At 63.9% G+C, this 26817-nt stretch carries 25 protein-coding genes and 1 pseudogene; 14 read left to right on the forward strand and 12 right to left on the reverse strand.

Annotated elements, in window-relative coordinates:
* Positions 1 to 103 precede the first annotated feature (103 nt).
* From purL to purC, 6 genes are all read right to left on the reverse strand, one after another.
* The gene (purL, locus tag G522_RS0119170; RefSeq protein ID WP_051228849.1) at positions 104 to 2308 is read right to left on the reverse strand and encodes a phosphoribosylformylglycinamidine synthase subunit PurL; all 2205 of its coding nucleotides are present in this window, start codon (positions 2306 to 2308) and stop codon (positions 104 to 106) included.
* A 128-nt stretch (positions 2309 to 2436) separates the two neighbouring features.
* The gene (locus G522_RS0119175) at positions 2437 to 3000 is read right to left on the reverse strand and encodes a BLUF domain-containing protein (protein ID WP_026792436.1); all 564 of its coding nucleotides are present in this window, start codon (positions 2998 to 3000) and stop codon (positions 2437 to 2439) included.
* A gap of 190 nt (positions 3001 to 3190) precedes the next feature.
* Positions 3191 to 3862 (reverse strand): phosphoribosylformylglycinamidine synthase subunit PurQ, encoded by a 672-nt coding sequence (gene purQ / locus G522_RS0119180; protein WP_026792437.1) that lies wholly within the window; start codon positions 3860 to 3862, stop codon positions 3191 to 3193.
* 20 nt (positions 3863 to 3882) lie between these two features.
* On the reverse strand, positions 3883 to 4002 hold the full coding sequence (locus G522_RS30400; RefSeq protein WP_026792438.1) for a phosphoribosylformylglycinamidine synthase-associated small membrane protein: 120 nt from the start codon (positions 4000 to 4002) through the stop codon (positions 3883 to 3885).
* 7 nt (positions 4003 to 4009) lie between these two features.
* A complete protein-coding gene (purS, locus tag G522_RS0119190; RefSeq protein WP_026792439.1) occupies positions 4010 to 4252 on the reverse strand; it encodes a phosphoribosylformylglycinamidine synthase subunit PurS in 243 nt (80 codons plus the stop codon).
* Positions 4253 to 4367: 115 nt separating this feature from the next.
* Complete coding sequence (purC, locus tag G522_RS0119195) at positions 4368 to 5165, reverse strand: phosphoribosylaminoimidazolesuccinocarboxamide synthase (RefSeq protein WP_026782764.1); 798 nt, start codon at positions 5163 to 5165, stop codon at positions 4368 to 4370.
* Positions 5166 to 5514: 349 nt separating this feature from the next.
* Between purC and G522_RS0119200 the strand changes: the two genes are divergently transcribed.
* Positions 5515 to 5898, forward strand: a complete 384-nt coding sequence (locus G522_RS0119200) for a DUF1476 domain-containing protein (protein WP_084633288.1) — start codon at positions 5515 to 5517, stop codon at positions 5896 to 5898.
* Between the two features lie 19 nt (positions 5899 to 5917).
* Complete coding sequence (locus tag G522_RS27660; RefSeq protein ID WP_051228851.1) at positions 5918 to 6691, forward strand: HpcH/HpaI aldolase family protein; 774 nt, start codon at positions 5918 to 5920, stop codon at positions 6689 to 6691.
* A gap of 19 nt (positions 6692 to 6710) precedes the next feature.
* Here G522_RS27660 and G522_RS0119210 read toward each other — a convergent pair whose 3' ends face one another.
* From G522_RS0119210 to G522_RS0119220, 3 genes are all read right to left on the reverse strand, one after another.
* On the reverse strand, positions 6711 to 7271 hold the full coding sequence (locus G522_RS0119210) for an RBBP9/YdeN family alpha/beta hydrolase (RefSeq protein ID WP_026792441.1): 561 nt from the start codon (positions 7269 to 7271) through the stop codon (positions 6711 to 6713).
* A 292-nt stretch (positions 7272 to 7563) separates the two neighbouring features.
* Positions 7564 to 8889 (reverse strand): adenylosuccinate lyase, encoded by a 1326-nt coding sequence (gene purB / locus G522_RS0119215; protein WP_026792442.1) that lies wholly within the window; start codon positions 8887 to 8889, stop codon positions 7564 to 7566.
* Positions 8890 to 9041: 152 nt separating this feature from the next.
* Positions 9042 to 9602, reverse strand: a complete 561-nt coding sequence (locus tag G522_RS0119220) for a flavin reductase (protein WP_036840010.1) — start codon at positions 9600 to 9602, stop codon at positions 9042 to 9044.
* Between the two features lie 371 nt (positions 9603 to 9973).
* Here G522_RS0119220 and G522_RS0119225 point away from each other — a divergent pair, with 371 nt between their 5' ends.
* The 11 genes and pseudogenes from G522_RS0119225 (at position 9974) to recO (ending at position 20757) form a co-directional block, all read left to right on the forward strand.
* A complete protein-coding gene (locus tag G522_RS0119225) occupies positions 9974 to 10894 on the forward strand; it encodes a branched-chain amino acid ABC transporter permease (protein WP_026792444.1) in 921 nt (306 codons plus the stop codon).
* A gap of 2 nt (positions 10895 to 10896) precedes the next feature.
* A complete protein-coding gene (livM, locus tag G522_RS0119230) occupies positions 10897 to 12291 on the forward strand; it encodes a high-affinity branched-chain amino acid ABC transporter permease LivM (RefSeq protein ID WP_026792445.1) in 1395 nt (464 codons plus the stop codon).
* A gap of 1 nt (position 12292) precedes the next feature.
* Positions 12293 to 13144 (forward strand): annotated as a pseudogene (locus tag G522_RS0119235) (ABC transporter ATP-binding protein); the annotation flags it as partial.
* Between the two features lie 29 nt (positions 13145 to 13173).
* Entirely contained in the window at positions 13174 to 13911 is a 738-nt protein-coding gene (locus G522_RS0119240) for an ABC transporter ATP-binding protein (RefSeq protein ID WP_026792447.1), read from the forward strand.
* A gap of 11 nt (positions 13912 to 13922) precedes the next feature.
* A complete protein-coding gene (locus tag G522_RS0119245; protein ID WP_026792448.1) occupies positions 13923 to 14270 on the forward strand; it encodes a DUF6867 family protein in 348 nt (115 codons plus the stop codon).
* 165 nt (positions 14271 to 14435) lie between these two features.
* Positions 14436 to 15554 carry a branched-chain amino acid ABC transporter substrate-binding protein gene (locus tag G522_RS0119250; protein WP_026792449.1) on the forward strand — a complete coding sequence of 373 codons (1119 nt, stop codon included), beginning with the start codon at positions 14436 to 14438 and terminating at the stop codon, positions 15552 to 15554.
* Between the two features lie 119 nt (positions 15555 to 15673).
* Complete coding sequence (locus G522_RS0119255; RefSeq protein ID WP_026792450.1) at positions 15674 to 16807, forward strand: branched-chain amino acid ABC transporter substrate-binding protein; 1134 nt, start codon at positions 15674 to 15676, stop codon at positions 16805 to 16807.
* A gap of 216 nt (positions 16808 to 17023) precedes the next feature.
* Complete coding sequence (locus G522_RS27670; protein ID WP_210162944.1) at positions 17024 to 18580, forward strand: Ppx/GppA phosphatase family protein; 1557 nt, start codon at positions 17024 to 17026, stop codon at positions 18578 to 18580.
* Positions 18573 to 19385, forward strand: a complete 813-nt coding sequence (locus G522_RS27675) for an RlmE family RNA methyltransferase (RefSeq protein ID WP_084633289.1) — start codon at positions 18573 to 18575, stop codon at positions 19383 to 19385. Before G522_RS27670 ends, G522_RS27675 begins: the two co-directional genes overlap by 8 nt.
* A complete protein-coding gene (locus G522_RS27680) occupies positions 19382 to 19993 on the forward strand; it encodes a regulatory protein RecX (protein ID WP_051228853.1) in 612 nt (203 codons plus the stop codon). Before G522_RS27675 ends, G522_RS27680 begins: the two co-directional genes overlap by 4 nt.
* 8 nt (positions 19994 to 20001) lie before the next feature.
* The gene (gene recO / locus G522_RS0119275; protein WP_026792451.1) at positions 20002 to 20757 is read left to right on the forward strand and encodes a DNA repair protein RecO; all 756 of its coding nucleotides are present in this window, start codon (positions 20002 to 20004) and stop codon (positions 20755 to 20757) included.
* A gap of 4 nt (positions 20758 to 20761) precedes the next feature.
* On the opposite strand, the gene G522_RS27685 is transcribed toward recO, so the two are convergent.
* On the reverse strand, positions 20762 to 22390 hold the full coding sequence (locus tag G522_RS27685) for an AMP-binding protein (RefSeq protein ID WP_036840014.1): 1629 nt from the start codon (positions 22388 to 22390) through the stop codon (positions 20762 to 20764).
* Between the two features lie 41 nt (positions 22391 to 22431).
* A complete protein-coding gene (locus G522_RS0119285; RefSeq protein WP_036840016.1) occupies positions 22432 to 24255 on the reverse strand; it encodes an extracellular solute-binding protein in 1824 nt (607 codons plus the stop codon).
* 362 nt (positions 24256 to 24617) lie between these two features.
* Here G522_RS0119285 and G522_RS0119290 point away from each other — a divergent pair, with 362 nt between their 5' ends.
* Positions 24618 to 25295 (forward strand): invasion associated locus B family protein, encoded by a 678-nt coding sequence (locus G522_RS0119290; protein WP_026792453.1) that lies wholly within the window; start codon positions 24618 to 24620, stop codon positions 25293 to 25295.
* 76 nt (positions 25296 to 25371) lie between these two features.
* On the opposite strand, the gene G522_RS0119295 is transcribed toward G522_RS0119290, so the two are convergent.
* Positions 25372 to 26814 carry a catalase gene (locus G522_RS0119295; RefSeq protein WP_026792454.1) on the reverse strand — a complete coding sequence of 481 codons (1443 nt, stop codon included), beginning with the start codon at positions 26812 to 26814 and terminating at the stop codon, positions 25372 to 25374.
* Positions 26815 to 26817: the final 3 nt, after the last annotated feature.

Raw genomic sequence — 26817 nt, forward strand, 5'->3', positions numbered from 1 at the left:
CGATCAGATGGCATCATCCGGTCAAAAAGGAAATGCTCTGGGTGATGCCTTCGCGCATATTCGACTGGCCCGGGCTGCGTCAGCCCGAGCCAAATGCGGTGCTTTAGGCTTTGCCGCCCATGTAGGTGGGGAACCAGCCGTCATAGGCAGCGCGGAGGTCGACGATCGTTGCCTTGCCGGCGGCGCCGAAGTCGACGGCGTCGCCGCCGACAGTGCCGATCCGCTCGGCCTTGACGCCCGCTTTGGCGGCTTCCGCCAGAATGGTGGCTGCTTCGGCCGGTTTCACGGCGATCAGGTAACGCGCCTGATCCTCGGCAAAGACTGCCACATGCGGCGCCAGACCGCCCAGTTCGACGCGAACGCCGCGACGGCCGGCCATGGCCATTTCGGCAAGCGCCACACCGAGACCGCCATCGGAAAGGTCGTGGCAGGTGGAGACTCGTCCGGCGGCGATGAGACCGCGCACGAAGTCGCCGTTCTTCTTCTCAAGCGCGAGATCGACCGGCGGCGGCGTGCCTTCCTCGCGGCCGTAGAGGTCGCGCAGGTAGACCGACTGGCCGAGATGGCTGCCATGGCCGCCGATCAGGATAACCTCGTCGCCATCGGCCTTGAAGGCAATGGTGGCCATCTTTGTCACGTCCGGCAGCAGACCGACGCCGACGATGGTGGGCGAGGGCAGGATGCCTTCGCCGTTGGTCTCGTTGTAGAGCGACACGTTGCCCGAGACGATCGGAAAGGTCAGGGCACGGCAGGCCTCGGCGATGCCCTGCAGCGCCCGCACGAACTGGCCCATGGCTTCGGGCTTTTCGGGATTGCCGAAGTTGAGATTGTCGGTCAGCGCGATCGGGTCGCCACCGACGGCAGTGACGTTGCGCCAGCTTTCGGCGACAGCCTGCTTGCCGCCCTCGAAGGGGTCAGCTTCGCAGTAGCGCGGCGTCACGTCGGCCGACATGGCGAGCGCCTTATTGGTGCCTTCGACACGCACGACGCCGGCGTCGCCGCCGGGGATCTGCGCCGAGTTGCCCTGGACGAGGCAGTCATACTGCTCGTAGACCCAGGCGCGCGAGGACTGGTCCGGCGCACCCATCAGCCTGAGAAGCGCGGCGCCTACATCGTTCACCGCGGGAATGGCATCGGCGGCAAGCGGCGCAGCCTTCTTCGGCTCGACCCAGGGGCGATCATACTCGGGCGCTTCGTCACCCAATTCCTTGATCGGCAGATCGGCAACTTCCTTACCCTGCCAGATGATGCGGAAGCGCAGATCGTCGGTGGTCTCGCCACAGACGGCGAAATCGAGCTCCCACTTGCGGAAGACGGCCTCGGCCTCCTTCTCCTTGGAAGGCTCCAGCACCATCAGCATGCGCTCCTGGCTTTCCGAGAGCATCATCTCATAGGGCGTCATGTCCTCTTCGCGCTGCGGCACGCGGTCGAGGTCGAGGCGGATGCCGAGGTTGCCCTTGGCGCCCATTTCGACCGCCGAGCAGGTGAGGCCGGCAGCCCCCATGTCCTGGATGGCGACGACGGCGCCGGTCTTCATCAGCTCGAGGCAGGCTTCCAGCAGGCGCTTCTCGGTGAAGGGGTCGCCGACCTGCACGGTCGGGCGCTTCTCCTCGATGGTGTCGTCGAATTCGGCCGAGGCCATGGTGGCGCCGCCGACGCCGTCGCGGCCGGTCTTGGCGCCGAGATAGACGACGGGCAGGCCGACGCCCTTGGCTTCGCTGAGGAAGATGCCGTCGCGCTTGGCGATGCCCAGGGCGAAGGCGTTGACGAGACAGTTGCCGTTATAGCGGGCGTGGAAGCGCACCTCGCCGCCGATGGTCGGCACGCCGAAGGAGTTGCCATAGCCGCCGACGCCGGCGACGACGCCGGCAACGAGATGGCGGGTCTTGGGATGCTCCGGCTCGCCGAAGGACAGCGAGTTCATGGCGGCGATCGGCCGGGCGCCCATGGTGAACACGTCGCGCAGAATGCCGCCGACGCCGGTCGTGGCGCCCTGGTAGGGCTCGATGTAGGACGGGTGGTTATGGCTCTCCATCTTGAAGATGGCGACATCGCCATCGCCGATGTCGATGACGCCGGCGTTCTCGCCTGGTCCGATCACCACCTTGTCGCCCTTGGTCGGCAGCGTCTTCAGCCATTTCTTGGACGATTTATAGGAACAATGCTCGTTCCACATCGCCGAGAAGATGCCGAGTTCCGTCAGGGTCGGCTTGCGACCGATCAGATGAAGGATGCGCGCGTATTCGTCGGGCTTGAGCCCGTGGCGAGCGATGAGGTCGGGTGTAATGTCGATGTCGTTCTGGAACACGGGCAATCCCCTTGGAGACCTGGCCGACGGTTGGGCAGGGGATAGAACGACTGGCGCAAAACCGCAAGAAAGCGGGCGCACAAAAAACAGAGTGTCGCCGATTTTTCAGACAGAGATGACGGAAACCGTCAGGTCGGCGCCGCCGACTTGGTATTGACCACCTTGATCGTTTCGACCGGCGGGTCCTGTCTAGGCGGTGCAGGACGGGCTGCTGTTGCCTGCTGAAGCGTGGGAGCGGGCATACGCTGCTCGGCAAGGCCGGTCCGCTGCACATAGAGGGTATCGAGCGCACAGAACTCGCGGACAAAATCGAGAACAGCCACCGCCGACATGCTCGTCGGGTTGATGTCGACTGTCGGGCTATATTTCAAGTAGAGCCGCTCGGCATCGATCGTTCTGCCAGCATAGCCTACAGCCCAGCCCTCGAACACACGTTTATCGATGGTGTTGACGGCAAGTACGGTCAGTTCTTCGATGCGCGGATCTTCAAACAGAAGCCGCAATCGCTTTGAGACCTGCTCACGCGCGCCTTCTATGACTTCCATCATGTATTTTTCGTTGAAGACCAGACCGCCGGTAAGACCGGAGGCCGGGCTATAATCACTGGCCGCCATCAGGATGCTTTTGATCATCCCTGCGGATTCACCAATTTTGACATTGGTGCGACCGTAGAACACCAGGCGAGACAGCATGGCACAACGCTCCGGCCAATGTTGATCCAATCAACACAGAGGCTATGCCTGCATGTGGCAGAGAAATGGTTACCAAGGGCCGGCGGCGGTGAAAAACGATCCGCGATCTGCTCTTTACGGTAAATAGCGGTTAATCAACTCGTTAAAACTGTCAATGACGCATCTCCGCAACCGGCGATGCGCATGCCCATCAGGCAGCGAGAGACGTGACGACGCTTTCGAACAAGCCGCGGCCATCGAAGCCGCCCTGCAGCGCCTCGATCAGATTTTCCGGGTGTGGCATCATGCCCAGCACGTTGCCCGCCTCGTTGAGAATGCCGGCGATGTCGTTGATCGAACCGTTGGGGTTGGTGCCCTCGGCATAGCGGAAGGCCACGCGATTCTCGCCCTCGAGGCGTGCCAAGGTCTCGGCGTCGGCGAAATAGTTGCCGTCGTGGTGAGCCACCGGGCAGCGGATCACCTGACCCTTGGCATAGGCGCGGGTGAAATCGGTGTCGTTGTTCACCACTTCGAGCTTCACTTCCTTGCAGACGAAGCGGAGATGGGCGTTGCGCATCAGCGCGCCGGGCAACAGGCCGGCCTCGGTCAGGATCTGGAAGCCGTTGCAGATGCCGAGGACGCGGACACCGGCTTTCGCCTTCTTCGCCACGTCCAACATGGCCGGCGAACGGGCGGCGATGGCACCGCAGCGCAGATAATCGCCGTAGGAGAAGCCGCCGGGCAGGACGATCAGGTCGACATCGGGCAACGTCGCGTCCTGATGCCAGACGACGGTCGGCTGGACGCCGGTGATCGAATGGAGTGCCTTGACCATGTCGTGGTCACGGTTGGAGCCGGGAAAGAGGACGACGGCCGAGCGCATATCGTTTTCTCCTCGAAGGGTCAGGGCATCAGAAACAGAACGGCAAGAGCGGCGGCGATAACCGGTATCCCGATGAAGATCGCTGCCTTGATCAGCATGAAGACAATGATCCGGCGGGTATCGTCGGAACCGTCGGCCATGCCTGCCTCAGCCGAGAATGGCGATATCGTAGTTTTCGATGACGGTGTTGGCGAGCAGCTTCTCGCACATGTCGGCGACCGTTGCCCGAGCCTTGTCCGGGTTGGTCTCGGCGAGGGCGAGGTCGATGATCTTGCCCTGGCGGGCACCGTCGATGCCGGCAAATCCGAGGCCGCGCAGCGCGCCCTCGATCGCCTTGCCCTGCGGGTCGAGAACGCCCGCCTTGAGGGTGATGGTGACGCGCACTTTCATGGCCGTATCCCGAAAATGAAGAACGCCGGGGGAATAACCCGGCGTTCTCAGATTCACAAGTCGGTTTTCGCGGCGTCTTCGCCTTTGGTGGCGCTGCTTTGCACAGCGTCCGTCCTTATTTCACCAAGGTCGGGCCGGAAGGGCGCGTCTGCTCGGATTCATTGAGGATGCCAAGGCGGCGGGCGACTTCCGTATAGCTTTCGACGAGGCCACCCATATCCTTGCGGAAACGGTCCTTGTCGAGACGGTCGCCGGTGGCGATATCCCACAGGCGGCAGCTGTCGGGGCTGATCTCGTCGGCCACGACGATGCGCATCATGTCACCTTCCCAGAGACGGCCGCATTCCATCTTGAAGTCGACAAGGCGGATGCCGACGCCGAGGAACAGACCAGCCAGGAAGTCGTTGACGCGGATGGCCAGCGCCATGATGTCGTCGATTTCCTGCGGCGAAGCCCAGCCGAAGGCGGTGATGTGCTCTTCGGAGACCATCGGGTCCTTCAGCTCGTCGCTCTTGAAATAGAACTCGATGATCGAGCGCGGCAGCTGCGTGCCCTCTTCGATGCCGAGTCGCGTGGCGATCGAACCCGCGGCCACATTGCGCACCACCACCTCAAGCGGAATGATCTCCACCTCGCGGATCAACTGCTCGCGCATGTTGAGCCGACGGATGAAATGGGTGGGAATGCCCATGTTGTTGAGATGAGTGAAGAGGTATTCCGAAATCCGATTGTTCAGAACGCCCTTGCCGTCGATGATCTCGTGCTTCTTGGCATTGAACGCCGTGGCGTCATCCTTGAAGTGCTGAATCAATGTACCCGGCTCAGGACCTTCGTACAGGATCTTGGCCTTACCTTCGTAGATACGCCGGCGGCGGTTCATGGGGATATACCGTGGTCTGTTGATGAAATCCATGAGGCCGGGGCTCCGGGTCCGAATCATACATTAGCCCGCTTGTCGCCTCGGCGGGAATTCAGGATGCGTCGACATGATGACCGTGGTGCAAACCTCAGGCCAACGTGGACACATTCTAAGCACAGAAAGCGGGCGAACTGACGTCCGCCCGCTCCCTCGCCTATGTGCACACTATCCGATCGGGTCTCGGATAACAATCCCGTTGCGGCGCAATTTCGCGTAGTGGTCATTCCTTAACTCTAAACGTTCTTTACCGACTTCTGTCCAAGTTGATCACGGCAGTGTGAAAGCATATATTTAATGCAAGGAGAGTGCTCGCGCTTTTGCCTTTCAAAGAAAGGAGGTTCGGATGTCCACGACATGGAGCCGAAGCCTACCTTTGTCTGGCGAAAGTGGCCACAACGGTACCATCGCAGTCTTCGATCACCGCGAAAAAGCCTTTGAGACCAAGTTCGCCCGCGACGAGGAATTGAAGTTCCGCGCCACGGCGCGCCGCAACAAGCTGATCGGTCTGTGGGCGGCGCGCAAATTGGGTATGGGCGATCAGGAAGCGGCCGACTATGCTCGGACCGTCGTCCTTGCCGATCTCAATCGGGTTGGTGGTCGCGATGTCGCCGCCAAGCTGGCGGTAGATCTCGCCGGCGCCGGCCTTACTGTGACGGACGACGAGATACAGGCGACGCTGCGCGATCTGATGACGCGCGCCGAACTCGAGGTCAGAACTGAAGCCTGACCCGTCCGAAAGGGAGCCGATGGACCGTTCCTCTTTACGTGCCGCCCTTGCCGGCGACCGTCCGCTCCGGGTTGGCTGGTCCTGCCTGCCTGATCCGCTGGCCACCGAGACCATGGTGCGCGCCGGTTTCGAGGCGGTGTTGATCGACCTGCAGCACGGGCTGATCGACATGGGCGTCGCGCCAGCCATGCTCGGTGCGATTCGCGCCGCCGGCGGTCATGCGCTCGCCCGCATTCCGGTCGGCGAATATCAATCCGCCTCCCGTCTTCTCGACTGGGGCGCCGATATGGTGGTGGCGCCGATGATAGAGACGGCGGAGGACGCCCGCGTCTTCGCCAGCTTCATGAAATATCCGCCCGACGGTCTCCGATCCTATGGGCCGGCGCGTGCCGTTCAGCTGTCCGGCCTGTCGGCGGACGCCTATCGCACATCGGCCAACGGGTCGACGCTGGCCATCGTGATGATCGAGACGCGCTCGGCGCTGGCCAATCTCGACGCCATTCTGGCGGTGCCGGGGATCGATGGCGTGTTCGTCGGCCCCTATGACCTTTCCATCGCCCTATCGCCCGATGGCGAGCCGGGGCTCGACCGGCCGGATACCATCGCCGCCATGGAGCGGGTGGCGCGGCAAACGAAGGCGGCCGGCAAGGTCTGTGGTGCGTTCGGAGCCAACGCGACGCTGGTGCGTCGTTATCTCGGCCTCGGGTTCACCTTTGCCACGCTATCGACCGACATGGATTTGATTGCCGGCGCCACCAAGGCGGCGATCGCCGAAGTTGAGAGCGAGGGCTGATCCGAGGCGGCGGTGCCGGTCAGGGTGACGCCGGTGCGCTGGCGCGCCTCAGCAGCGTTGCAAAGCGTGTCAGGCCTTCCGGCCAAGGGCCGTAGCCGGTTTCACCGTTGATGTGACCGGCAAATCCTGCGTCGACGAAATCCGAGCCCCAAGCGGCGGCGTATTCATCCGCCCGCTCGAAGGCGCAGTAGGGATCGTCGCGGCTCGCCACCAGCATGGATGGGAAGGGCAGGGGATCCGTGGACAGGCCGGCAAAGCTGGCAATTTCCGGCTCTTCAAGCCGGTCGACATCGGGCAGGCCGACCAGGAAGGCGGCCGCCACTTTCCGTCCCACATAGGGCGCCGCGTGGATCACCGTGGCGACGCCAAGCGAATGGGCGACCAGTACCACCGGGCGTTTCGCCTTGCCGACGGCGATGCCGAGGGCGGACACCCAGGCGTCGCGTTCGGGGTGATCCCAGTCGCGTTGGATGACGCGCCGCGCGGTGGTGAGACGCTTTTCCCAGCGGGTCTGCCAGTGGTCCGGGCCGGAGTTGTTCCAGCCGGGAACGATGAGAATGTCGCATTCCGAGGTCTTCATGGCGTGACCTTGAATGCCTTTCGGACGGAATGCAAGGCAGACCGTTTTGCGATCCTGGGGTGGAGGAATGGCGCTTATCCGATCGTATCGCGCTTCCGTTCATGTGGAGAGTCGGGTTTCGATCGCGAGTCGAATCAACGGTTTACCAATGGAACTTCCGAGGACGATTCGACGCGTTGAAGCGTAGATTCATTTCCTTGCCATGCCGCTTGCCGCCAACGAAAACGGCCGGGCAGATGGGCTGCCCGGCCGTCTTCAAGTTCTGATTCAGGAGCCTCTCGCGCTCGGCCCGTCAGTCGCCGAACACGCGGGCGAAGATCGTCTCGACGTGCTTCAAGTGATAGTCGAGGTCGAACCTGTCGCGGATCTCTTTCTCCGAGAGGGCGGCGCGGACTTCCGTGTCGTTCAGGAGTTCGGTGAGGAAATCGACGGTCGAGCTGCCGCCGTGATGGTAGCTTTCCCAAACCTTCATGGCGTTGCGCTGGACGAGGCGATAGGCGTCTTCACGCGACACGCCGGCCTGCGTCAGTGCCAGGAGAATGCGCTGCGAATGCACGAGGCCGCCCAGCCGATCCATGTTGGCGACCATGCGTTCGGGGTAAACCAGCAGCTTGTCGACGACGTTGGTCAGGCGAGCGAGGGCGAAGTCGAGGGTGATGGTGGCGTCAGGGCCGATATAGCGCTCGACCGACGAGTGCGAGATATCGCGCTCGTGCCAGAGGGCGACATTCTCCATCGCCGGCGTTACGGCGGCGCGGACCACGCGGGCAAGGCCGGTCAGATTCTCGGTCAGCACCGGGTTGCGCTTGTGCGGCATGGCCGACGAGCCCTTCTGACCGGGCGAGAAATACTCCTCGGCTTCCAGCACCTCAGTGCGCTGCAGATGGCGGATCTCGATGGCCAGCCGTTCGACCGACGAGGCGACGACGCCAAGTGTTGCAAAGAACATGGCGTGGCGGTCGCGCGGGATGACCTGGGTCGACACCGGTTCGGGCCTGAGGCCGAGAGCCTCGGCAACGTGGATCTCGACGCGCGGATCGATGTTGGCGAAGGTGCCGACGGCGCCGGAGATGGCGCAGGTGGAAATCTCCTCCCGAGCGGCAACGAGGCGGGCGCGGCAGCGGTCGAACTCGGCATAGGCCTCGGCCATCTTCAGCCCGAAGGTGACCGGCTCGGCGTGGATGCCATGGCTGCGGCCGATGCAGACGGTGCGCTTGTGCTCCATGGCCCGGCGCTTCAGCGCGGCGAGCAGGGCGTCGACGTCGGCGATCAACAGGTCGGCGGCGCGCTTCAGTTGAATATTGAAGCAGGTGTCGAGCACATCCGAAGAGGTGAGGCCCTGGTGAACGAAGCGGCTGTCCGGGCCGACGAACTCGGCGAGGTGGGTCAGAAAGGCGATGACGTCGTGCTTGGTGACCCGCTCGATCTCGTCGATGCGGTCGACATCGAACTTGGCCGCGCCGCCCTTCTCCCAGATGGTCTTCGCTGCTTCCTTCGGGACGACGCCGATGGCGGCGAGCGCGTCGGTCGCGTGCGCCTCGATCTCGAACCAGATGCGGAATTTGGTTTCCTGGCTCCAGATGGCGGTCATCTCGGGGCGGGCGTAGCGCGGGATCATGGCTCGGCCTTCTCTTGAGGGGATGGCGCGCGGTTTAGCAGGAAGGGCGAACAGGCTCAACCGGAGTCAGAGCGGCGAATCCTGGCGATCAGACCGGAGTTTCGCGTCTTGAGTCCGAAGTGCTGGCCAAGCCTCTGATTTTTCTGCCGAACTCATGCTTCCCCGTAGTGCCTGTCGTGATAGATCAGCACTTCCTTGGCGCCGTCGGGATCGCGCGGCTTGGTCTCCGTGGCGACGACCCTGCCGAAGTAGACGATATGCGAGCCGACCTCCTGCAAGGACAGGAGCTGGCAGTCGAGCGCCATGACGGCATCCTTCAGCACCGGCGAACCGGTGGAAAGCGTCGTCCATTGCCCATGCTGGAAGCGATCTTCCAGGTGCAGGCCGGTTCGGCCCGCGAAAATGTTGGCCAGCGTCACTGCATCTTTAGGTAGCAGATTGATTGAGAACTGGGCATTTTCCTGCATAAGCTTGTTTTGTGGGCTTTTGCGGTTGAGGCAAACCAATACGGTCGGCGGATCGTCGGATACCGAGGCGACGGCGGTGGCCGTGAATCCCGCCTTGCCGGCCGGGCCGGCGGTGGCGACGATGCTGACGCCGGATGGAAGGCGCGCAATGGCGTTGCGAAACGCTTCGCCGGTGGCCGGTGCCAGGGTGGCCGAAGCGCCGGACGGCGTCGCCAGGTCGCGATCGGCTGTACTGTCGGTAGCCATTGTTGCCTCTTGCAATTCGAATCCTTTGAACTCGTTAGGTTTATCACGAAGGCCGCGGTCGGCGGACCGTAATATTACGGTCCTCCGGAAACCGGCAGACTTCTTGCATAGCCCGGTTGGAACGGGGTTGGAAATCTGATCGCTCTTTTCCGGATACTACGCGTAAGTCGCGGCGGGATCGGTAGAAAGCGGGCTTATTCCCTACACCTGGGCATGATTATCGCTTGTTTTCACTCATGGGGAATTCCGTACGGATTAACAAGTAGGCTTGGTTGTCTTGATCAATCGATGCTGCTAATGGAATCCATAACGCCCACAAATGAAGCAGCTAAAAATGCTGTCACAGGGCGACTGCAGGGGGTCTCAGTTTCATGGAAGTTTTCGTCCAGCAAGTGATCAATGGGATCACGATTGGATCGCTGTACGGTTTGATCGCCATTGGCTACACCATGGTGTTCGGCATTATCGGCATGGTGAATTTCGCCCATGGCGATGTGTTCATGGTGTCTGCCTTCTTCGCGCTCATCTTTCTCTTGGTGCTGACCTCCTGGTTCGGCATTGCCTCGATGACCTTGGCGCTGATCCTGGTGATGGTGGTTTCGATGGTGCTGACGGGATTGCTCGTCTGGGCGATCGAACGGGTCGCCTACGCACCACTCAGAGGGTCATTCCGCCTGGCGCCGCTGATCTCGGCCATCGGCATGTCGATCGTGCTGTCGAACTTCATCCAGGTTGCCCAGGGCCCGCGCAACAAGCCGATCCCGCCGGTGACCCGCGATGTCTACACGCTCTGGCAGGGTAGCAACGGCTATCCGGTCAACATTTCGCTGAAGCAGATCATCATCTGGGTGGTGACGGCGCTGTTGCTCGCCGCCTTCTGGTATGTGGTGCAGAAGACGGCGCTCGGCCGGGCGCAGCGTGCCTGTGAGCAGGACCGCAAGATGGCCTCGCTGCTCGGCGTCAACGTCGACCGCACCATTTCCCTGACCTTCGTCATCGGTGCGGCGCTGGCGGCTGTCGCCGGCACTTTGTACCTGATGTACTACGGCGTGGTGGTGTTTTCCGATGGCTTTACACCGGGCGTCAAGGCGTTCACGGCGGCGGTTCTCGGCGGCATCGGCTCGCTGCCGGGCGCGGTTCTCGGTGGCCTGCTGATCGGGCTGATCGAAACGCTGTGGGGACAGTATGTGTCGGCCGACTATCAGAATGTCGCCGCCTTCTCCATCCTGGTCATCGTGCTGATCTTCATGCCACAGGGCCTGCTCGGGCGTCCGGAAGTCGAGAAGGTCTGACCATGAACTCTGCTGTGAAGACTAACGAAAGGGCGGGCATCGATTTTGGCCGCGCCCTCAAGGACGGCGTGATCGTCGGCATCATCGCCTTTGCCCTGCTCGGTCCGCTGGTCGGCCTGAAGACCGAGCAGAACATGTCCAACGAGCTGATCGTGCAGAACCGGCTCGGCCTTGCCGCCATATTGTCGGTCATCGTCGGCGTCGGCCGGTTCCTGCTGTCGGCCTTCATCTATCCGCGGATTGCCGCACGCGGCAACCGTTCCAAGGCGGCGGCGACGCTTGCCGAGCTTGAGGCACGTGCCAAGCTCACTCAAGGCCTATCGATCGTCGGGCTGATCTTCCTGTTCGTCTACCCACTGCTGATCATCTCGCTGTTCGGCGTGCAGGGCTCGATCAAGTGGGTCGACAATTACGGCGTGCAGATCCTGATCTACGTGATGCTGGGCTGGGGCCTCAACATCGTCATCGGCCTCGCCGGCCTGCTCGACCTCGGTTATGTCGCCTTCTACGCGGTCGGCGCCTACTCCTATTCGCTGCTGGCGATCAACTTCCACCTGAGCTTCTGGGTGCTGCTGCCGATTGCGGGTATGCTCGCCGCCTTCTGGGGCATCATTCTCGGCTTTCCGGTGCTGCGGCTGCGCGGCGACTACCTTGCCATCGTCACGCTGGCCTTCGGCGAGATCATCCGTCTGGTGCTGATCAACTGGAAGGCCTTTTCCGGCGGCTCGGCGGGTATCTCGTCGATCCCCAAGGTGACGATGTTCGGCATCTACTCATTCGATGTCAGCGCGCCCAACAACTTCGCCAAAGCGTTTCACCTCGCGGCCTCCTCGGCCTACTACAAGGTGTTCCTCTATTATATCATCCTGATGCTCGCCCTGCTCACCGCGTTCATTACCTTGCGGCTGCGCCGGTTGCCGATCGGCCGTGCCTGGGAAGCGTTGCGTGAGGACGAGGTGGCCTGTCGGTCGCTGGGCATCAACACCACCAACACCAAGCTGACGGCCTTCGCCATCGGCGCGATGTTCGGCGGCTTTGCCGGCTCGTTCTTCGCTGCCCGCCAAGGCTTCGTTTCCCCCGAGTCCTTCGTCTTCATGGAATCGGCTGTGATCGTTGCCATCGTGGTGCTGGGCGGCATGGGGTCGATGATCGGCGTCGCGCTGGCGGCGGTGGCGATGATCGGCGGCACCGAGTTGCTGCGCGAGCTCGACTTCCTGAAGGCCGTGTTCGGCAACGACTTCAACCCCGATCAGTACCGCATGCTGATATTCGGCCTCGCCATGGTGGGGATCATGGTGTGGAAGCCGCGAGGCTTCGTCTCAGCCCGTCAGCCAACCGCTTTCCTGTTCAAGCGAAAGACGGTGTCCGGCGATCTCGTGAAGGAAGGCCACGGCTGACATGACGACCTCTCTCAGGAATTGGGACAGCGATCCTGTCCTCGCCGTCGAGCATCTGACCATGCGGTTCGGCGGTCTCGTGGCGGTGAACGATCTTAGCTTCTCCGTCGGCCGTGGCGATATCACCGCGTTGATCGGTCCCAATGGTGCCGGCAAGACGACGGTGTTCAACTGCATCACCGGCTTCTACAAGCCGACCACCGGCATGATGTCGATGCGGCCAAGAGACGGATCGCTGCATCTTCTCGAGCGGATGCCCGACTTTGTCGTCGCCCGCAAAGCCAAGGTGGCCCGCACCTTCCAGAACATTCGCCTGTTTTCGGGCATGACGCTTCTGGAAAATCTCCTGGTTGCCCAGCACAATCCGTTGATGATCGCCTCCGGGATGACCTTCCTAGGCGTGCTCGGCATCGGCGGCTACAAGACCAAGGAGAGGGAGGCGATCGAACGGGCGCGCTATTGGCTCGACAAGATCGGCCTCATCGGTCGGGCGGACGATCCGGCGGGCGATCTGCCCTATGGTGCGCAGCGTCGCCTGGAGATTGCCCGCGCCATGTGCACCGGTCCCGATCTTCTCTGCCTCGACGAGCCGGCGGCCGGCCTCAACCCGCGTGAATCGGCCGAGCTCAATGCGCTGCTGCTGTCGATCCGCAAGGACGATGGCACGTCGATCCTGCTCATCGAACACGACATGTCCGTGGTGATGGGCATTTCCGACCATGTCGTCGTGCTCGAATACGGCACCAAGATCGCCGACGGAACTCCCACCGAGACGCGGAACGATCCGCGCGTTATCGCCGCCTATCTCGGCGTCGACGATGAGGAAGTGGAAGAGATCGAGCAGGAGCTCGACGTGGTGACCGGAAGCGAAGAGGGCAGGGCATGAGCGCCGAGGACAACAAGCCCCTTCTGACCGTCAGGGGCGCCAAGACTTATTATGGCAACATCATTGCGCTGAAGGGCGTCGACATCGACGTCAATCGAGGCGAGATCGTCACGCTGATCGGTGCCAACGGCGCCGGCAAGTCGACGCTGATGATGACCATCTGCGGCAACCCGCGGGCGCGGGAAGGCTCGATCGTCTACGACGGGCAGGACATCACCCGTCTGCCAACCCATGAGATCGCCCGCCTCAGGATCGCCCAGTCGCCCGAGGGGCGGCGCATCTTCCCGCGCATGACGGTGCTCGAGAACCTGCAGATGGGCGCGTCGATCGACAACATGGAGTTCTTCGACACCGACATCCAATACATGTTCGACCTGTTTCCGCGCCTCAAGGAACGCATCAACCAGCGTGGCGGCACGTTGTCGGGCGGCGAACAGCAGATGCTGGCCATCGCCCGCGCTCTGATGGCCCGGCCGAAGCTGTTGATGCTGGACGAGCCGTCGCTCGGCCTGGCGCCGCTGATCGTCAAGCAGATCTTCGACGCCATCCGCGAGCTCAACCGGAAGGACGGCCTCACGGTGTTCCTGGTCGAGCAGAACGCATTCCATGCGCTGAAGCTCGCCCATCGCGGCTACGTGATGGTCAACGGCGTCATCACCATGAGCGGCTCCGGCCGCGAACTTCTGGAGAACCCCGAGGTACGCGCCGCGTATCTCGAGGGTGGTGCCCACTAAGGAGATCGGCCATGCAGGGCATCCTCTACGAAGAAAGCTCGATCCTCACTTTCATTTTCGTGACGCTGCTTCTGGGCGGCCTCGGCGCCTGGATGACCGGTCGCGCCTGCGCCAGAACCTGGAAACCCCGGATCGTCCTGGCGGTCTACGTCGCGATCCTCAGCATCGGGATCCGCTTCATCCATTTCTCGATCTTCGGCGGCACGCTGCTGTCGCCGCATTATTACATTGTCGACGCTATCGTGCTGGAAGCCATCGCTTTCGCCGGATTCCAGTTTACGCGCGCCCGGCAAATGGCTACGCAATACTACTGGCTATATGAGATCACCGGCCCCTTCTCCTGGAAGGGGCGCGGCTGAACGGAAACGACAGGGCTGTGGCCGACGTCGGCCGCCGTCGAGGAGCGTTCCGGGTGGCGACCGGTCAGGGTGCAGGGGTTTTCTCCGCCGGTTGCCGCTTTGAGACCCAGGGTTCGGGATTGAACCCACCAGACTTCCAGTGACAGAAAAATGGGAGACCACAACATGAAGAAATTCCTCCTGTCCGGCGTCGTATTCGCCGCTGGCCTCGCCTTCGCCGGCGCTGCCTCGGCCGATGTGATCATCGGCGTTGCCGGTCCGCTGACCGGCCCGAACGCCGCTTTCGGCGCCCAGCTCCAGAAGGGCGCCGAGCAGGCCGCTGCCGACATCAATGCCGCCGGTGGCATCAACGGCGAGAAGGTGGTGATCGAGCTCGGCGACGACGTGTCGGACCCCAAGCAGGGCGTCTCGGTCGCCAACAAGTTCGTCGGTGACGGCGTCAAGTTCGTGGTCGGCCACTTCAACTCGTCGGTGTCCATCCCCGCCTCGGAAGTTTACGCCGAGAACGGCATCATGCAGGTGACACCGGCCTCCACCAACCCGACCTTCACCGAGCGCGGCCTCTGGAACACCTTCCGCGTCTGCGGTCGTGACGACCAGCAGGGCGCCGTTGCCGGCAAGTACATTGCCGACAATCTCAAGGGCAAGAAGGTGGCCGTCCTCCACGACAAGACCACCTACGGCCAGGGCCTCGCGGACGAGACCAAGAAGGCGCTCAACGCCGCCGGCGTCACCGAAGCCCTCTATGAAGGCGTCAACGTCGGCGACAAGGACTTCTCGGCCCTCATCTCCAAGATGAAGGAAGCCGGTGTCGAGGTCATCTACTGGGGCGGCCTGCATACCGAAGGCGGCCTGATCGCTCGCCAGTCGGCGGAAGCCGGCCTCAAGGCGACGATGATGTCGGGTGACGGCATCGCCTCCGACGAGTTTGCCGCCATCGGCGGTCCGGCCGTCGAGGGCACGCTGATGACCTTCGGCCCCGATCCGCGTCAGAACCCGGCCGCCACGGAAGCCGTGAAGAAGTTCCGCGCCGCCGGCTTCGAGCCCGAGGCTTATACGCTCTATAGCTATTCCGCCGTGCAGATCATTGCCGCCGGAGCCAAGGGTGCCAAATCGATTGATCCGCAGGCCGTGGCCGACAACATCCACAAGGGTGAGAAGATCTCGACCGTCATCGGCGACATCGCCTATGACGCCAAGGGTGACCGCAAGGACGCCGACTACACCATTTACCAGTGGTACAAGGCCGACGACGGCAAGATCACCTACAAGATGCTGAAGTAAGCCTGTTACCTGCCACCGTGGTGGTGGGTTCCAGCAGTCCTTCATCGAGCGCCGCCGGAGTGATCCGGCGGCGTTTCGTTTTGTGGGCCAAGCTGCTATTGCTGCTGAAAGTGGGACGGATGGCAGAGGCTACGGTGGTCATGGCGGGCATCTCAGGCGGCACGTGTCGGGCTGGTCTTCTGGTCGTGGCGCTGGGCGTCGCTTCCCTGTCGCCTGCGCAGGCCGACGTGACGATCGGGATCGCCGGTCCCATGGGTGGAAGCTTTGCCGATATCGGACGCGACATCAAAGCCGGCGTCGAAATCGCCGTGGCGGCGGCCAACGCGCGCGGCGGCATCAACGGCGAGAAGATCCGCACGGTCGCCGTCGACGATAAATGCGAAGCCGAGACCGGCACGGCGGTGGCCAATCAGCTGATCGGCAAGGGCGTCAAGGCCGTTATCGGCCATGCCTGTACGGCGGCGGCGCTGCCGGCGGCGCGCGTTTATGCTCAGGCGGGCGTACTGTTCCTATCGACGGGCGCGACCAACCCGCGTCTGACCGACGAGAAGGTCGGCGCCGGCGTGTTCCGCATGGCCATCCGATCCGATCGCGAGGCGCGAGCGATCGCCGATTACCTGAGCAAGCGTTTCAAGGGCAAGCGCGTCGCCTTCGTCCACGATGGCAGCGTCTATGGCCAGGGGCTGGTCGAACAGGCGGCCAAGCTGTTCGCCGACGCCAGCGGTTCCGTTGCCATGACCGAGGGTTTCACGCCCGGCGAAAAGAGCCAGAACAATCTGATCGGCAAGATCCAGGATGCTGCGGTGTCGGCGGTGGTGGTGGGAGCCCTCCAGGCCGACGCAGCGGTGATCGCCACCGAGATGAAGGCGCGTGGTCTGAATGCGGCGCTGATCGGCGACGAGGCCTTGGCGCTGGCCGAGTTCAAGGCCTTGGCGGGCGATGCCGCCGAGGGCGCCGTTTTCTTTCTGCCCTTCATCGACAAATCGCAGCCCGAGGCGGTGAATCTCATTCTCTCGCTCGAAGAACGGCAGCTGATGCCGACCGACACGATCTTTAGCGCTCATGCGGCGACCGAGGCGGCGATCGCGGCGCTCGCCAAGGGCGGCGATCTCCCGGGCGAAGCAACCTTCCTGCACAAGAGCGGTGCCAACACCGTGCTTGGCAAGGTCACCTTCGACGACAAGGGCGATTGGCGCGAGGGCACCTACGCGCCGCAGGCCTGGCATGGGGATAGCTTCGCGCCGCTGCGCTGAGGCTCGCTCCCCGAGACATCTCCATACTGGTAGCGACCGCCATGCAGGACCTCCACTAGCCTTTGCTGGCGGCAACTGGTACTGTCGACCCGACGACAAACGAGCATGCGTGCCGCTCGAGCCCCCGTGCCGGTCCTCTAGGGAACGGTTCGGATGAAGGTCGGTTGCCCCACAAGGTAGCCGGTCCCTGGATCGCGGCGCGCTGGAGTGATCTCAGTGGGTGACGCGGGCGATCAAAGCGACCGCGCAGATACCACGAGAGGACGAGCCGACCCCACTGCCAACGCAGCGGCGGACGGAGCGTCCGATGCCCTGTCGAAGCGAGCGGCACGACGCCGCCGCAAACGCCGGTCCGGTTCGGGCGCGGCGGCCGACAGGACCTCGGTGGGACATGCGCCGACAACAGGCGACAAGCAGCCGGAGCGGGCTACCAATCCGCCGCCGGTGCGGAGCGATTCGCCAGCTGTAGCCAAATCCGACAAGACGGAAGCGCCGGCTGGAAAGCCGCGTGAGGAAGGCCCTCGACGCCGCCGGCGGCGGGGCCCGGCCAAGGGTGCCTTGCGCGGCGTGCGCAAGCCCGGCCGCGAGGATGGACGACCCGAAGAGGGACGCGGCCGTGAAGGCGAACGCCGCAAGAGTGGGGATCGCCACGCCGAAGGTGGCGAAGCGCGATCTTCCGCTGGTGCAGCCGCCCACCATCATCACGGCCATGCACCGCACGGACGCGAAGGCAGCCGTCGTGGAATGGTGACCGGTCCGCTTTACGCGGCACTTGACCTCGGCACCAACAATTGCCGCCTTCTGGTGGCCGAACCGCAGGATCGTGGCTTCAGGGTCATCGACGCTTATTCGCGTATTGTTCGGCTCGGCGAAGGCATTGGCCGCACCGGCCGGCTGTCCGACGCGGCCATGGATCGTGCCGTGGAAGCGTTGGCCGTTTGCCGTGGCAAGCTCGCCGATCTCAAGGTGCGCCGCATGCGGCTGATCGCCACCGAGGCCTGCCGGCAGGCCGAAAACGGCGCGCTGTTTCTCGATCGGGTGCGGCGCGAAACCGGCCTCAGCCTGGAGATCGTCAGCCGGGAGACCGAGGCGCGGCTTGCGGTCGCCGGCTGCGCCACGCTGATCGATCCGCGCTCCGAGGGCGTGCTGCTGTTCGACATCGGCGGCGGGTCGTCGGAACTGGTCTGGCTCGATCTCAGACATCGTGGCGAGGCGCGAGGCTTCGCGCTGACCCGCTTCATCAAGAGCTGGACCTCTCTGCCCGTCGGCGTCGTCACGCTCAGCGAGCGGCACGGCGGCCATATGGTCACCCCCGACATTTACCGCGACATGGTCGACGAGGTGAGTGGCCTTCTCGAAGGGTTCGAGGGCATGGAAGGCGCGGCGGACCTCGTTGCCTCCGGTGGCGCCCATATGCTGGGCACCTCCGGTACGGTCACCACGCTCGCCGGTATTCATCTCGGCCTCAAGCGCTACGACCGCCGCCGCGTCGATGGTGTCTGGCTCGATGGCGGTGAGGTGGACAAGATGATCCATCGCCTGATCGACATGGGCTATGATCAGCGCGTCGCCAATCCCTGCATCGGCCTGGATCGCGCCGATCTGGTGCTGGCCGGCTGCGCCATTCTCGAAGCGATCCGCCGCAAATGGCCGTGCCAGCGACTGCGCGTCGCCGATCGTGGCCTGCGCGAAGGCATCCTGGTCGAACTCATGGCCCGTGACGGCGTCTGGCGCCGCCGGCCACAGCCCGCAAGGACGGAAGTGCATGTCTGACAAGGGAAAATCCGGCGGAGACAAGCCGGCCGGCCCGGACAAGTCCAAGGGGCCGGATAAAACCAAGACCCCGGATAAAGCCAAGGGCAAAGGACGCGCCGACACCGGCCTCAAGGTGAAGGTGAAGACGGCGCGCGGCCGTACCGCCTCGTCGGTGCGCTGGCTGCAGCGGCAGCTCAATGACCCCTATGTGGTCAAGGCGCGCAAGGAGGGCTGGCGTTCGCGCGCCGCCTTCAAACTGATTGAGATTGACGAGAAGTTTCACCTCTTGAAGCCGGGAAACCGGGTGGTCGACCTCGGCGCCGCGCCGGGCGGCTGGTGCCAGGTGGCGGCCAAGAAGACCGGATCGACATCCGCCAATCCGCTGGTGGTCGGCATTGACTATCTGGAGATGGATGGCGTGTCCGGCGTGGCGCTGCTGCAGAAGGACTTTCTCGACGAAGACGCGCCGGCAGCGCTGATGGCGGCACTCGGTGGCCACGCGCCGGACGTCGTGGTGTCCGACATGGCGGCGCCGACCACCGGTCACCACAAGACCGACCATTTGAGGACCACGTACCTCTGCGAGGTGGCGATCGCCTTCGCCGTCGATGTGCTGCGGCCGGGCGGCGCCTTTGTCGCCAAGGTGTTCCGTGGCGGTACCGAGAACGAGCTTCTGGCCTCGCTGAAGCAGAATTTCGCCCAGGTCTTCCACTTCAAGCCACCGTCGTCGCGCCAGGAAAGCGTCGAGATGTATGTCGTCGCCAAGGGCTTCAAGGGACGGCCGTCGGCCGAGACGGAGGCGCAGGAGGACAATCGGCCGTGAGGAGCAAGCGGGGCGGCGGATGGGATCGAATCCCCGATGCGCCGGATGCCCCCATCCAAACGACACCGACCGACCCGAAGAAGCTCCGCGAGAAGCTGCGCCGCTCGGGGTTTACTTATCTCCAGCGCTATTCTGCCTCGGAGGCTCATTTCGCCGAGCTGATGGAGCAGAAGCTGCGCCGCTGGGAAACGGCCGGCTACGTGGTGCTGGGTGAGGCCCGCGCCGGCGATCTCGTTGCCGCGCTGACAGCCGAATTTCGTGAACTCGGCCTCCTTGATGACGCTGGCTTTGCCGCGTCGCGCGTCGCTTCGGCGCGCCGGAAGGGCACCTCGCGCCTCAAGATCGCACTCGGTCTCCGGGCCAAGGGCGTCGATGGCGAGCTGGCGCGAACGGCAATCGAGGAGGAGGGCACCGACGAGATGGTGGCGGCCTTGCGCTTTTGCCGGCGCCGCCGGATTGGCCCGTGGCGGCGGGGCGAGCGGCCCGACCGTGACGGTCTCAACAAGGAGATCGCCATGCTGGCGCGGCAGGGTTTTGCCACTCAGCTTGGGCGTGCCGCCGTGTTACTGTCGCTTGAGGATGCCGAGGAAAAGCTCGGCCTGATTTGAGACCGTCGATGGAATGGGTGTCGGAAGCGCTGCTGATCGGCCTTCGTCCGCATGGGGAAACCAGCGCGGTGATCGAGGTGATGACGCCCGACTACGGCCGCCACCTCGGCCTCGTCAAGGGCGCGCGCTCGCGGCGCCTGCAGCCGGTGCTTCAGGCCGGCAACTCGCTGCTGGTCACCTGGCGGGCCCGGCTTGAGACCCACCTCGGCCTGTTTTCGGTCGAACTGTCGGAAGCTCGCGCCGCCCGACTGATGGAGAGCGCGGCCGGCGTGTTCGGCGTGCAGGTCGTGGCGGGGCATCTCAGGCTGTTGGCCGAGCGCGAAGCGCATCCCGGCCTCTATCGGGCAGCGATCACGCTGCTCGACCATCTCGACGGCTTTCTGCAATCGGCGGCGCTGGTGGCCCGCTTCGAACTGATGCTGCTCGAGGAGCTGGGCTTCGGGCTCGACCTTAGCTGTTGCGCCGCCACGGGCCGGACCGACGATCTTCGCTTCGTCAGTCCCAAATCGGCGCGGGCGGTGTGCGGCGATGCCGGTGCGCCTTACGCCGATCGCCTGCTGAGGCTTCCCGCCTTCCTGCTGTCCGGATCGGAAGAGAGCCCAGACGCCGCCGACGTCGCGGCGGCGCTGAAGCTCACCGGCTTCTTCCTCGATCGGCATGTCGCCGGCCCCCGGGCGATCGATCTGCCGCCGGCGCGAGCGCAAATGCTCGGCAAGCTCGAAGCCGAACAGCGGACGAAAGTGCCGGACACCTCAGGGACGTAACCGCTCAGGCTACCGCTTGAAGAAACAACGCTTGGCGGCGCACCGTGCCGTCGGCATCGCGCGGGATCTCCGACACCGAGAGCAGCGCAGCCGGACGGTCGAGCTTGCCAGCTTCCTCGCCTTCGAGCCAGACCAGCAGTTCGGTGAGCGACGGCCGTTCGCCGGCTTTCGGCACCACGGCCAGGCCGAGACGATGGCCGACCGGGCCGGCCTCGATGGGGAACACGGCCGCGTCTTCGACGCCGGGATAGGTGCGGAACAGCGCGTCGAGCCGCTTGGGCGACACGGTGATGCCGGCGATGCCGATGGTCTCGCCGAGCGTGCCGGTGATCACCAGCCGTCCGTCCTGTTCCTCGGCCGCAAGACCGGTGCGCAGGAAGCCGTCGGAGGTGACGCCGAGCAGGGCGCTGCGGCGGCCGGACTGCGGCTCCGGCCAGGGGGCGTCGGGGATGGCGGCGCCACCGAGCAGCAGTTCGCCGTTCTCAGCCCTGCGGTTGCGAGCCGCAGCCTTTGCCTTGATCCTGGCTTCGAACAGCACCGGTGCAGCGTCGAGACCACCCATGCGCGCCTCGCCAATCGGCAGCGCCACGGCGCCGCCGGAGGCGTCACGGCCACGCGGGATGAGACAGAGGCCACCTAGCGTCACCAGGTCGACGGTGCGTGCCGCCGGCGCCGGAGCGAGGCCAAGGCCGGCGCCAACGGCCGAAAAGGCGATGTCGCGGTCGAGGCTGGCGGCAAGCGGAGCGACCATCACCTCCGGCAGCACGACACGATCGGCGCCCGCCGTCTCCACCGCATCGGCAAGGCCGGCGAGCGAGGTACCGTGATGGAAGGCGACACGGCCGCCGGACATCAACGCGGTCGCCATCGAGCCGGCCACCGAGGCGAGGCTGGCCGGATGCATGGTGGACAGCACCGTCTCAGGCGCGACAATGCCGGCCTCGATCAGATGGCCGGTGGCGATCGCCATCAGTTGGTTATGGCTGTAGGGGACGATCAACAGCTCGTCGTCGGGCGTGCGCGCCATGGAGAGCAGGGCAATATGATCGGCCGCCTCACCGCGCCGCGTGACCTCCGGCGCATCGCCCAGCGCATCGAGGTCGGCGAGCACTTCCGAAAGATCGATCAGGCCGTCCGGCTGGCCGTCGCCGACGGCGAAGACGAAACGGATGGCGAAAGTGTCGGCGGCGACGTCGCGCACCAACTCACCCGACGGCTCATTCTCGATTTCGGACCCGGTGACCATGGCCTTGATCGACGCCGCTTCGATGGCCGCCTCGATTTCCGACTTGGTCCAGTAGATGGGCAGCGGCGCCACCACCAGGCCGGCCTTCAGGGCGGCGAACAGGATGATGGCGGCGTCGGCGCAGGGCGGCAGGTGAATGCCCAGCACCATGTCCGGCCGGAGACCGACGGTGGCGAAGAAGGCGGCCAAGCCGTTGATGCGCTTCTCGGCGTCGGCGAAACTATAGCGGGCGGAAAGTCCTGGTACCGCGCCCACGCCGACGTCTTCGAAGGCAACCGTCTCAGGCGCGGCGACCGCAGAGCGGTGCAGCAAGTCGCCGAGCGTCACATTGTTCCAGGCGCCGGATGCGACGTAGGCTTCGGTTCGTTGTTCGGACGTCAGGATCATCGCGGGTTTCCCTGTTGGCCCCTTGGTTCACGCCTTGGGCGTCAGGATTTGGCGTCCGCCCACCAGGCGGACGGTTGAATGCCGGTCAGCGCCGTCGCATCCGGTCGGTGGATGCGTGTCCAACGGGCGACCAGATCCTCGGGCAGGTGGAAGAGCGGTATGCAATAAAGGCCGGAAATCAGCACGCGGTCGAGTGCACGCACGGCCGTCTCGAATTCGGCTTGGCCGGTGGCGGCGAGCAGCGCATCGATCATGGCGTCGATGGCCGGGCTCGACGCGCCGGCATAGTTGAAGGTGCCTTCGGTGACGGCCGCCTTCTGCGACCAGCGGTTCACCTGCTCGTTGCCGGGCGACAGCGACGCCGTCAACAGCATCTGCAGCATGTCGAAGTCGAAGCTCTTCTGCCGATCGTAATACTGCGTCGAGTCGACGAGCCGGACCGACATGTCGATGCCGACAAGCTTCAGCGTCGCCTGATAGGCAAGGGCCAGGCGTTCCTCGTCGGGCACCTTGGCCATGAATTCAAAGGCGAACGGCTTGCCGTTGGCATCGACCAGCTGACGGCCGTCGAGCTTCCAGCCGGCCGTGCCGAGCAGATCGAGAGCGGCGCGGAGCGCCTTGCGGTCGCGGCCCGAGCCGTCGCTGACCGGCGGCGCATAGGTGCCGGCCATGACGTCCGGCCGCACCTGATCCTTAAAGGGGCCGAGCAGCGCCTTCTCAGCGTCGGAGGCCGGCACGCCGAGCGCCGACAGGCTCGATCCCTCGAAATAGGAACCGCTGCGGGCATAGGCGCCGTAATAGAGCGTTCTGTTGACCGCCTCGAAATCGAACAGCAGGGTCAGCGCTTCGCGCACCCGGATGTCCTTGAAGATGTCGCGGCGGGTATTGAAGATGAAGCCGGTCATGCCCTTGGGCGATCCGTTCTTCACCTTTTCCATGACGACACGGCCGTCCTTGACCGCCGGGAAATCGTAGGCCTTGGCCCAATGACCGGGATCGTTGTCGATATTGAGATCGAAGGCACCGGACTTGAAAGCCTCGAAATAGGCGGTGCTGTCCTTGAAGTACTCGATGTGGATCTCGTCGAAATTGTCGAGGCCGCGCTTGATGGGCAATTCGCGCGCCCAGTAATTCGGGTTGCGCTTCAGCACCACCTGCCGGCCCTCGTCGACGCTGGCCACCTGGTAGGGGCCGGAGCCCATCAGCGGCTTCATGGACGATTGGTCGAACGTATCCGAGTCCACCGCGTGCCGGGGCAGGATGGGCGTAAAGCCACCGATCAAGAGCGGCAGCTCGCGGTCAGCACCGTCGGCGAATGAGAAGCGCAGGGTGCGCTCGCCGACACGATCAACCGACACCACCTTGTCGAATCGCCGCTTGTAGACCGGCCGGCCCTTGTTCTTTAGCAGGTCGACCGTGAACAGCACGTCATCGGCCGTCACCGGTTGACCGTCGGCGAAGGTGGCGCTGGCATTGAGCGTGAATTCGACCCAGCTGCGATCGGCCGGCATTTCGACGCCCTCGGCGAGGAGGCCGTAGAGCGAAAACGCCTCGTCGGCGGAGCGGTAGAGAAGCGTATCCCAGACGTTGTTGCCATAGAGTATGTCGGACAGGCCGCGCGGCGCATTGCCCTTGACGATGAAGGGGTTGAGGCTGTCGAACGATCCGGGGAAGCCCAGAGCAAAAGTGCCGCCCTTCGGGGCCGTGGGGTCGGCATAGGGAAGATGGTCGAAATTGGCGGGAAGAGCGGGCTCGCCATGCATGGCAATGCCATGGCTCGGCGCGGCGCGCGCCGGCAGCGATAGAAGAAGGCCGGCGCCAACAGTGCCTAGACAAAAAACGCGGCGATTGATGACGCCAGACATAAACAGGGGCTCCGTGCGGACGCGAATCTTTATGAGACGTTAACATACCCCTTCTACCCAGACCGCTGATTTTTGGCACGAACGGCACTTGGTCCACCGCCGAACCGCGCTGTTGGGCAAGGATTTTTCGTCTATTGCCTGGGGGCCACCGTGTTGCCCAAATTTGCCGTCATCGGGTTCTCCTGACTTCCGGGCGGGGGTGGGGTGCGCCCTGCGTGCCGCAGGGCGGAGAAAAGTCACTTTCGGCAGGCTTCCTCGGGTTCGGATTGCACGAAGCGCTGTTGACAAGTCGATCGAAATCAGACGATCGGTAGCGCCACAGATGTGAGCCTCCGGATCGACGCATGCGAAGGATTGGGCGAATGGCAACAGTTTTTTCTTACAGAACTCTGGGTTGCGTTGCGGCGCTGCTCTTGTCGGCGACGGCCACCCTGGCTCAGGACAAGCCGACTGCTGCTCCGGCACCTGCGGCTCCCGCCGCCGCCGGCGCTGCCACTGACGCAGGTGCGGACAATCCGTGGAACAAGCTCTGCGGCGAAGACGGCCGCACCAAGAAGCAGGTCTGCTTTACGGTGCGCGAGCTCCGCACCGACAGCGGCCAGTTCCTCGCCTCGGCCGGCGTGCGCGAGGTTGACGGCGAAACCCGCAAGATCCTTCTGGTGCAGACGCCGGTTGCCATGCTGATCCAGCCGGGCATCCGCGTGCAGGTCGACCAGAACACCCAGGTGCCGGGCAAGTACACCATCTGCATGCCCAACGCCTGCTTTGCCGAGATCCCGATCACCGACGATTTCACCGCGTCGATGAAGAAGGGCAAGGACCTGATCATCACCACGCAGAACCAGCAGGCGAAGGCGCTGAATTTCCCGATTTCGCTTTCCGGCTTCACCACCTCCTACGAGGGGCCGGCGATCGATACCGCTGCCCTGCAGCGCCAGCGTGACCAGCTCGCGTCCGAAGTGCAGCGCAAGGCCAAGGAAGCGCAGCAGAAGCTTCTGGACGCGCAGAGCGCCGCCTCCGGTAACGCCACAAAGCCCTGATCAAGGCTTGCAGTCTGAATAAAAGAAGCCCGGCCAGGTTCTGGCCGGGCTTTTTGTTGACCGTCATCCGTCCGCCTCAGCCGACGCGAAGGGCTTGACGCACACCGGCGGCGTAGGCCGGATCGGCTTTCTCGAAGTGCCCGAGCTGACGCTCGACGATTTCCAGCGGCACGCCGGCCATGGCGGCGGCGATGTTGTGGAATAGGCGCTGCTTCTGCTCGTCGTTGAACAGGCGGAACAGCGCGCCTGCCTGCGAATAGTCGTCGTTGCCGGCGCGGTGGTCGTAGCGGTCGGCGTCGCCCGATATTTTCAGCGGTGGCTCACGGAACTCTGGTGCCTGACGCGGGCCGCCGAAGCTGTTGGGCTCGTAATAGGCGTCCGGATTGGGCTTGTTGGGCATGAAGTTCATGGCGCCGTCCTTGTGGTAGTGATGGACGGGGCATTTCGGCGCGTTGACGGGCAGCGCCTCGTAATGAGTGCCGAGCCGGTAGCGATGGGCATCGGCGTAGGAGAAGATGCGGGCCTGCAGCATCTTGTCGGGCGAAAAGCCGATGCCGGGCACGATGTTGGACGGCGAGAAGGCAGCCTGCTCGATCTCGTTGAAATAGTTGTCGGCGTTGCGGTTGAGTTCGAAGGTACCGACCTCGATCAGCGGATAGTCGGCGTGCGGCCACACCTTGGTGAGGTCGAAGGGATTGTAGGGCGTCTTCTCGGCGTCGAGTTCCGGCATGATCTGAACGAAGAACGTCCAGCGCGGATAATCGCCGGCCTCGATGGCGCCGAACAGGTCTTCCTGCGTCGATTCGCGGGCGCGGCCGACCAGTTCCGCCGCCTCGGCGTTGGTGTAGTGGCGATGGCCCTGCTGCGTCTTGAAGTGAAACTTCACCCAGAATCGTTCGCCGGCGTCGTTGATGAACGAGTAGGTGTGGGAGCCGTAGCCGTTGATGTGGCGCACATCGGTGGGCAAACCGCGATCCGAGAACAGGATGGTGACCTGGTGCAGGCTCTCCGGCGACAGCGACCAGAAGTCCCACATGGCGGTGGGCGAGCGCAGGTTGGTGCGCGGGTGCCGCTTCTGGGTATGGATGAAATCGGGGAATTTCAGCGGATCGCGCACGAAGAACACCGGCGTGTTGTTGCCGACGATGTCCCAGTTGCCTTCCTCGGTGTAGAATTTCAGGGCAAAGCCGCGCACGTCGCGCTCGGCGTCGGCGGCGCCGAGCTCGCCGGCCACTGTCGAGAAGCGGAGAAGCAGCGGCGTCTTCTTGCCGACCTCGGAGAACAGGCGGGCGCGGCTGTAGCGCGTGATGTCCTCTGTCACCGTCAGCTCGCCGAAGGCACCCCAGCCCTTGGCGTGCACGACACGCTCGGGAATCCGTTCGCGGTTCTGATGGGCCAGTTTCTCGATGAGCTGCCAATCCTGCATCAGCACTGGGCCACGCGGACCGGCCGTCAGCGAATTCTGGTTGTCGGATATGGGAGCGCCGGCAGTGGTGGTCTGGATCGGTCTATCGGTCATGGC

It is taken from the genome of Pleomorphomonas oryzae DSM 16300, assembly GCF_000422965.1.
Lineage (GTDB): Bacteria > Pseudomonadota > Alphaproteobacteria > Rhizobiales > Pleomorphomonadaceae > Pleomorphomonas > Pleomorphomonas oryzae.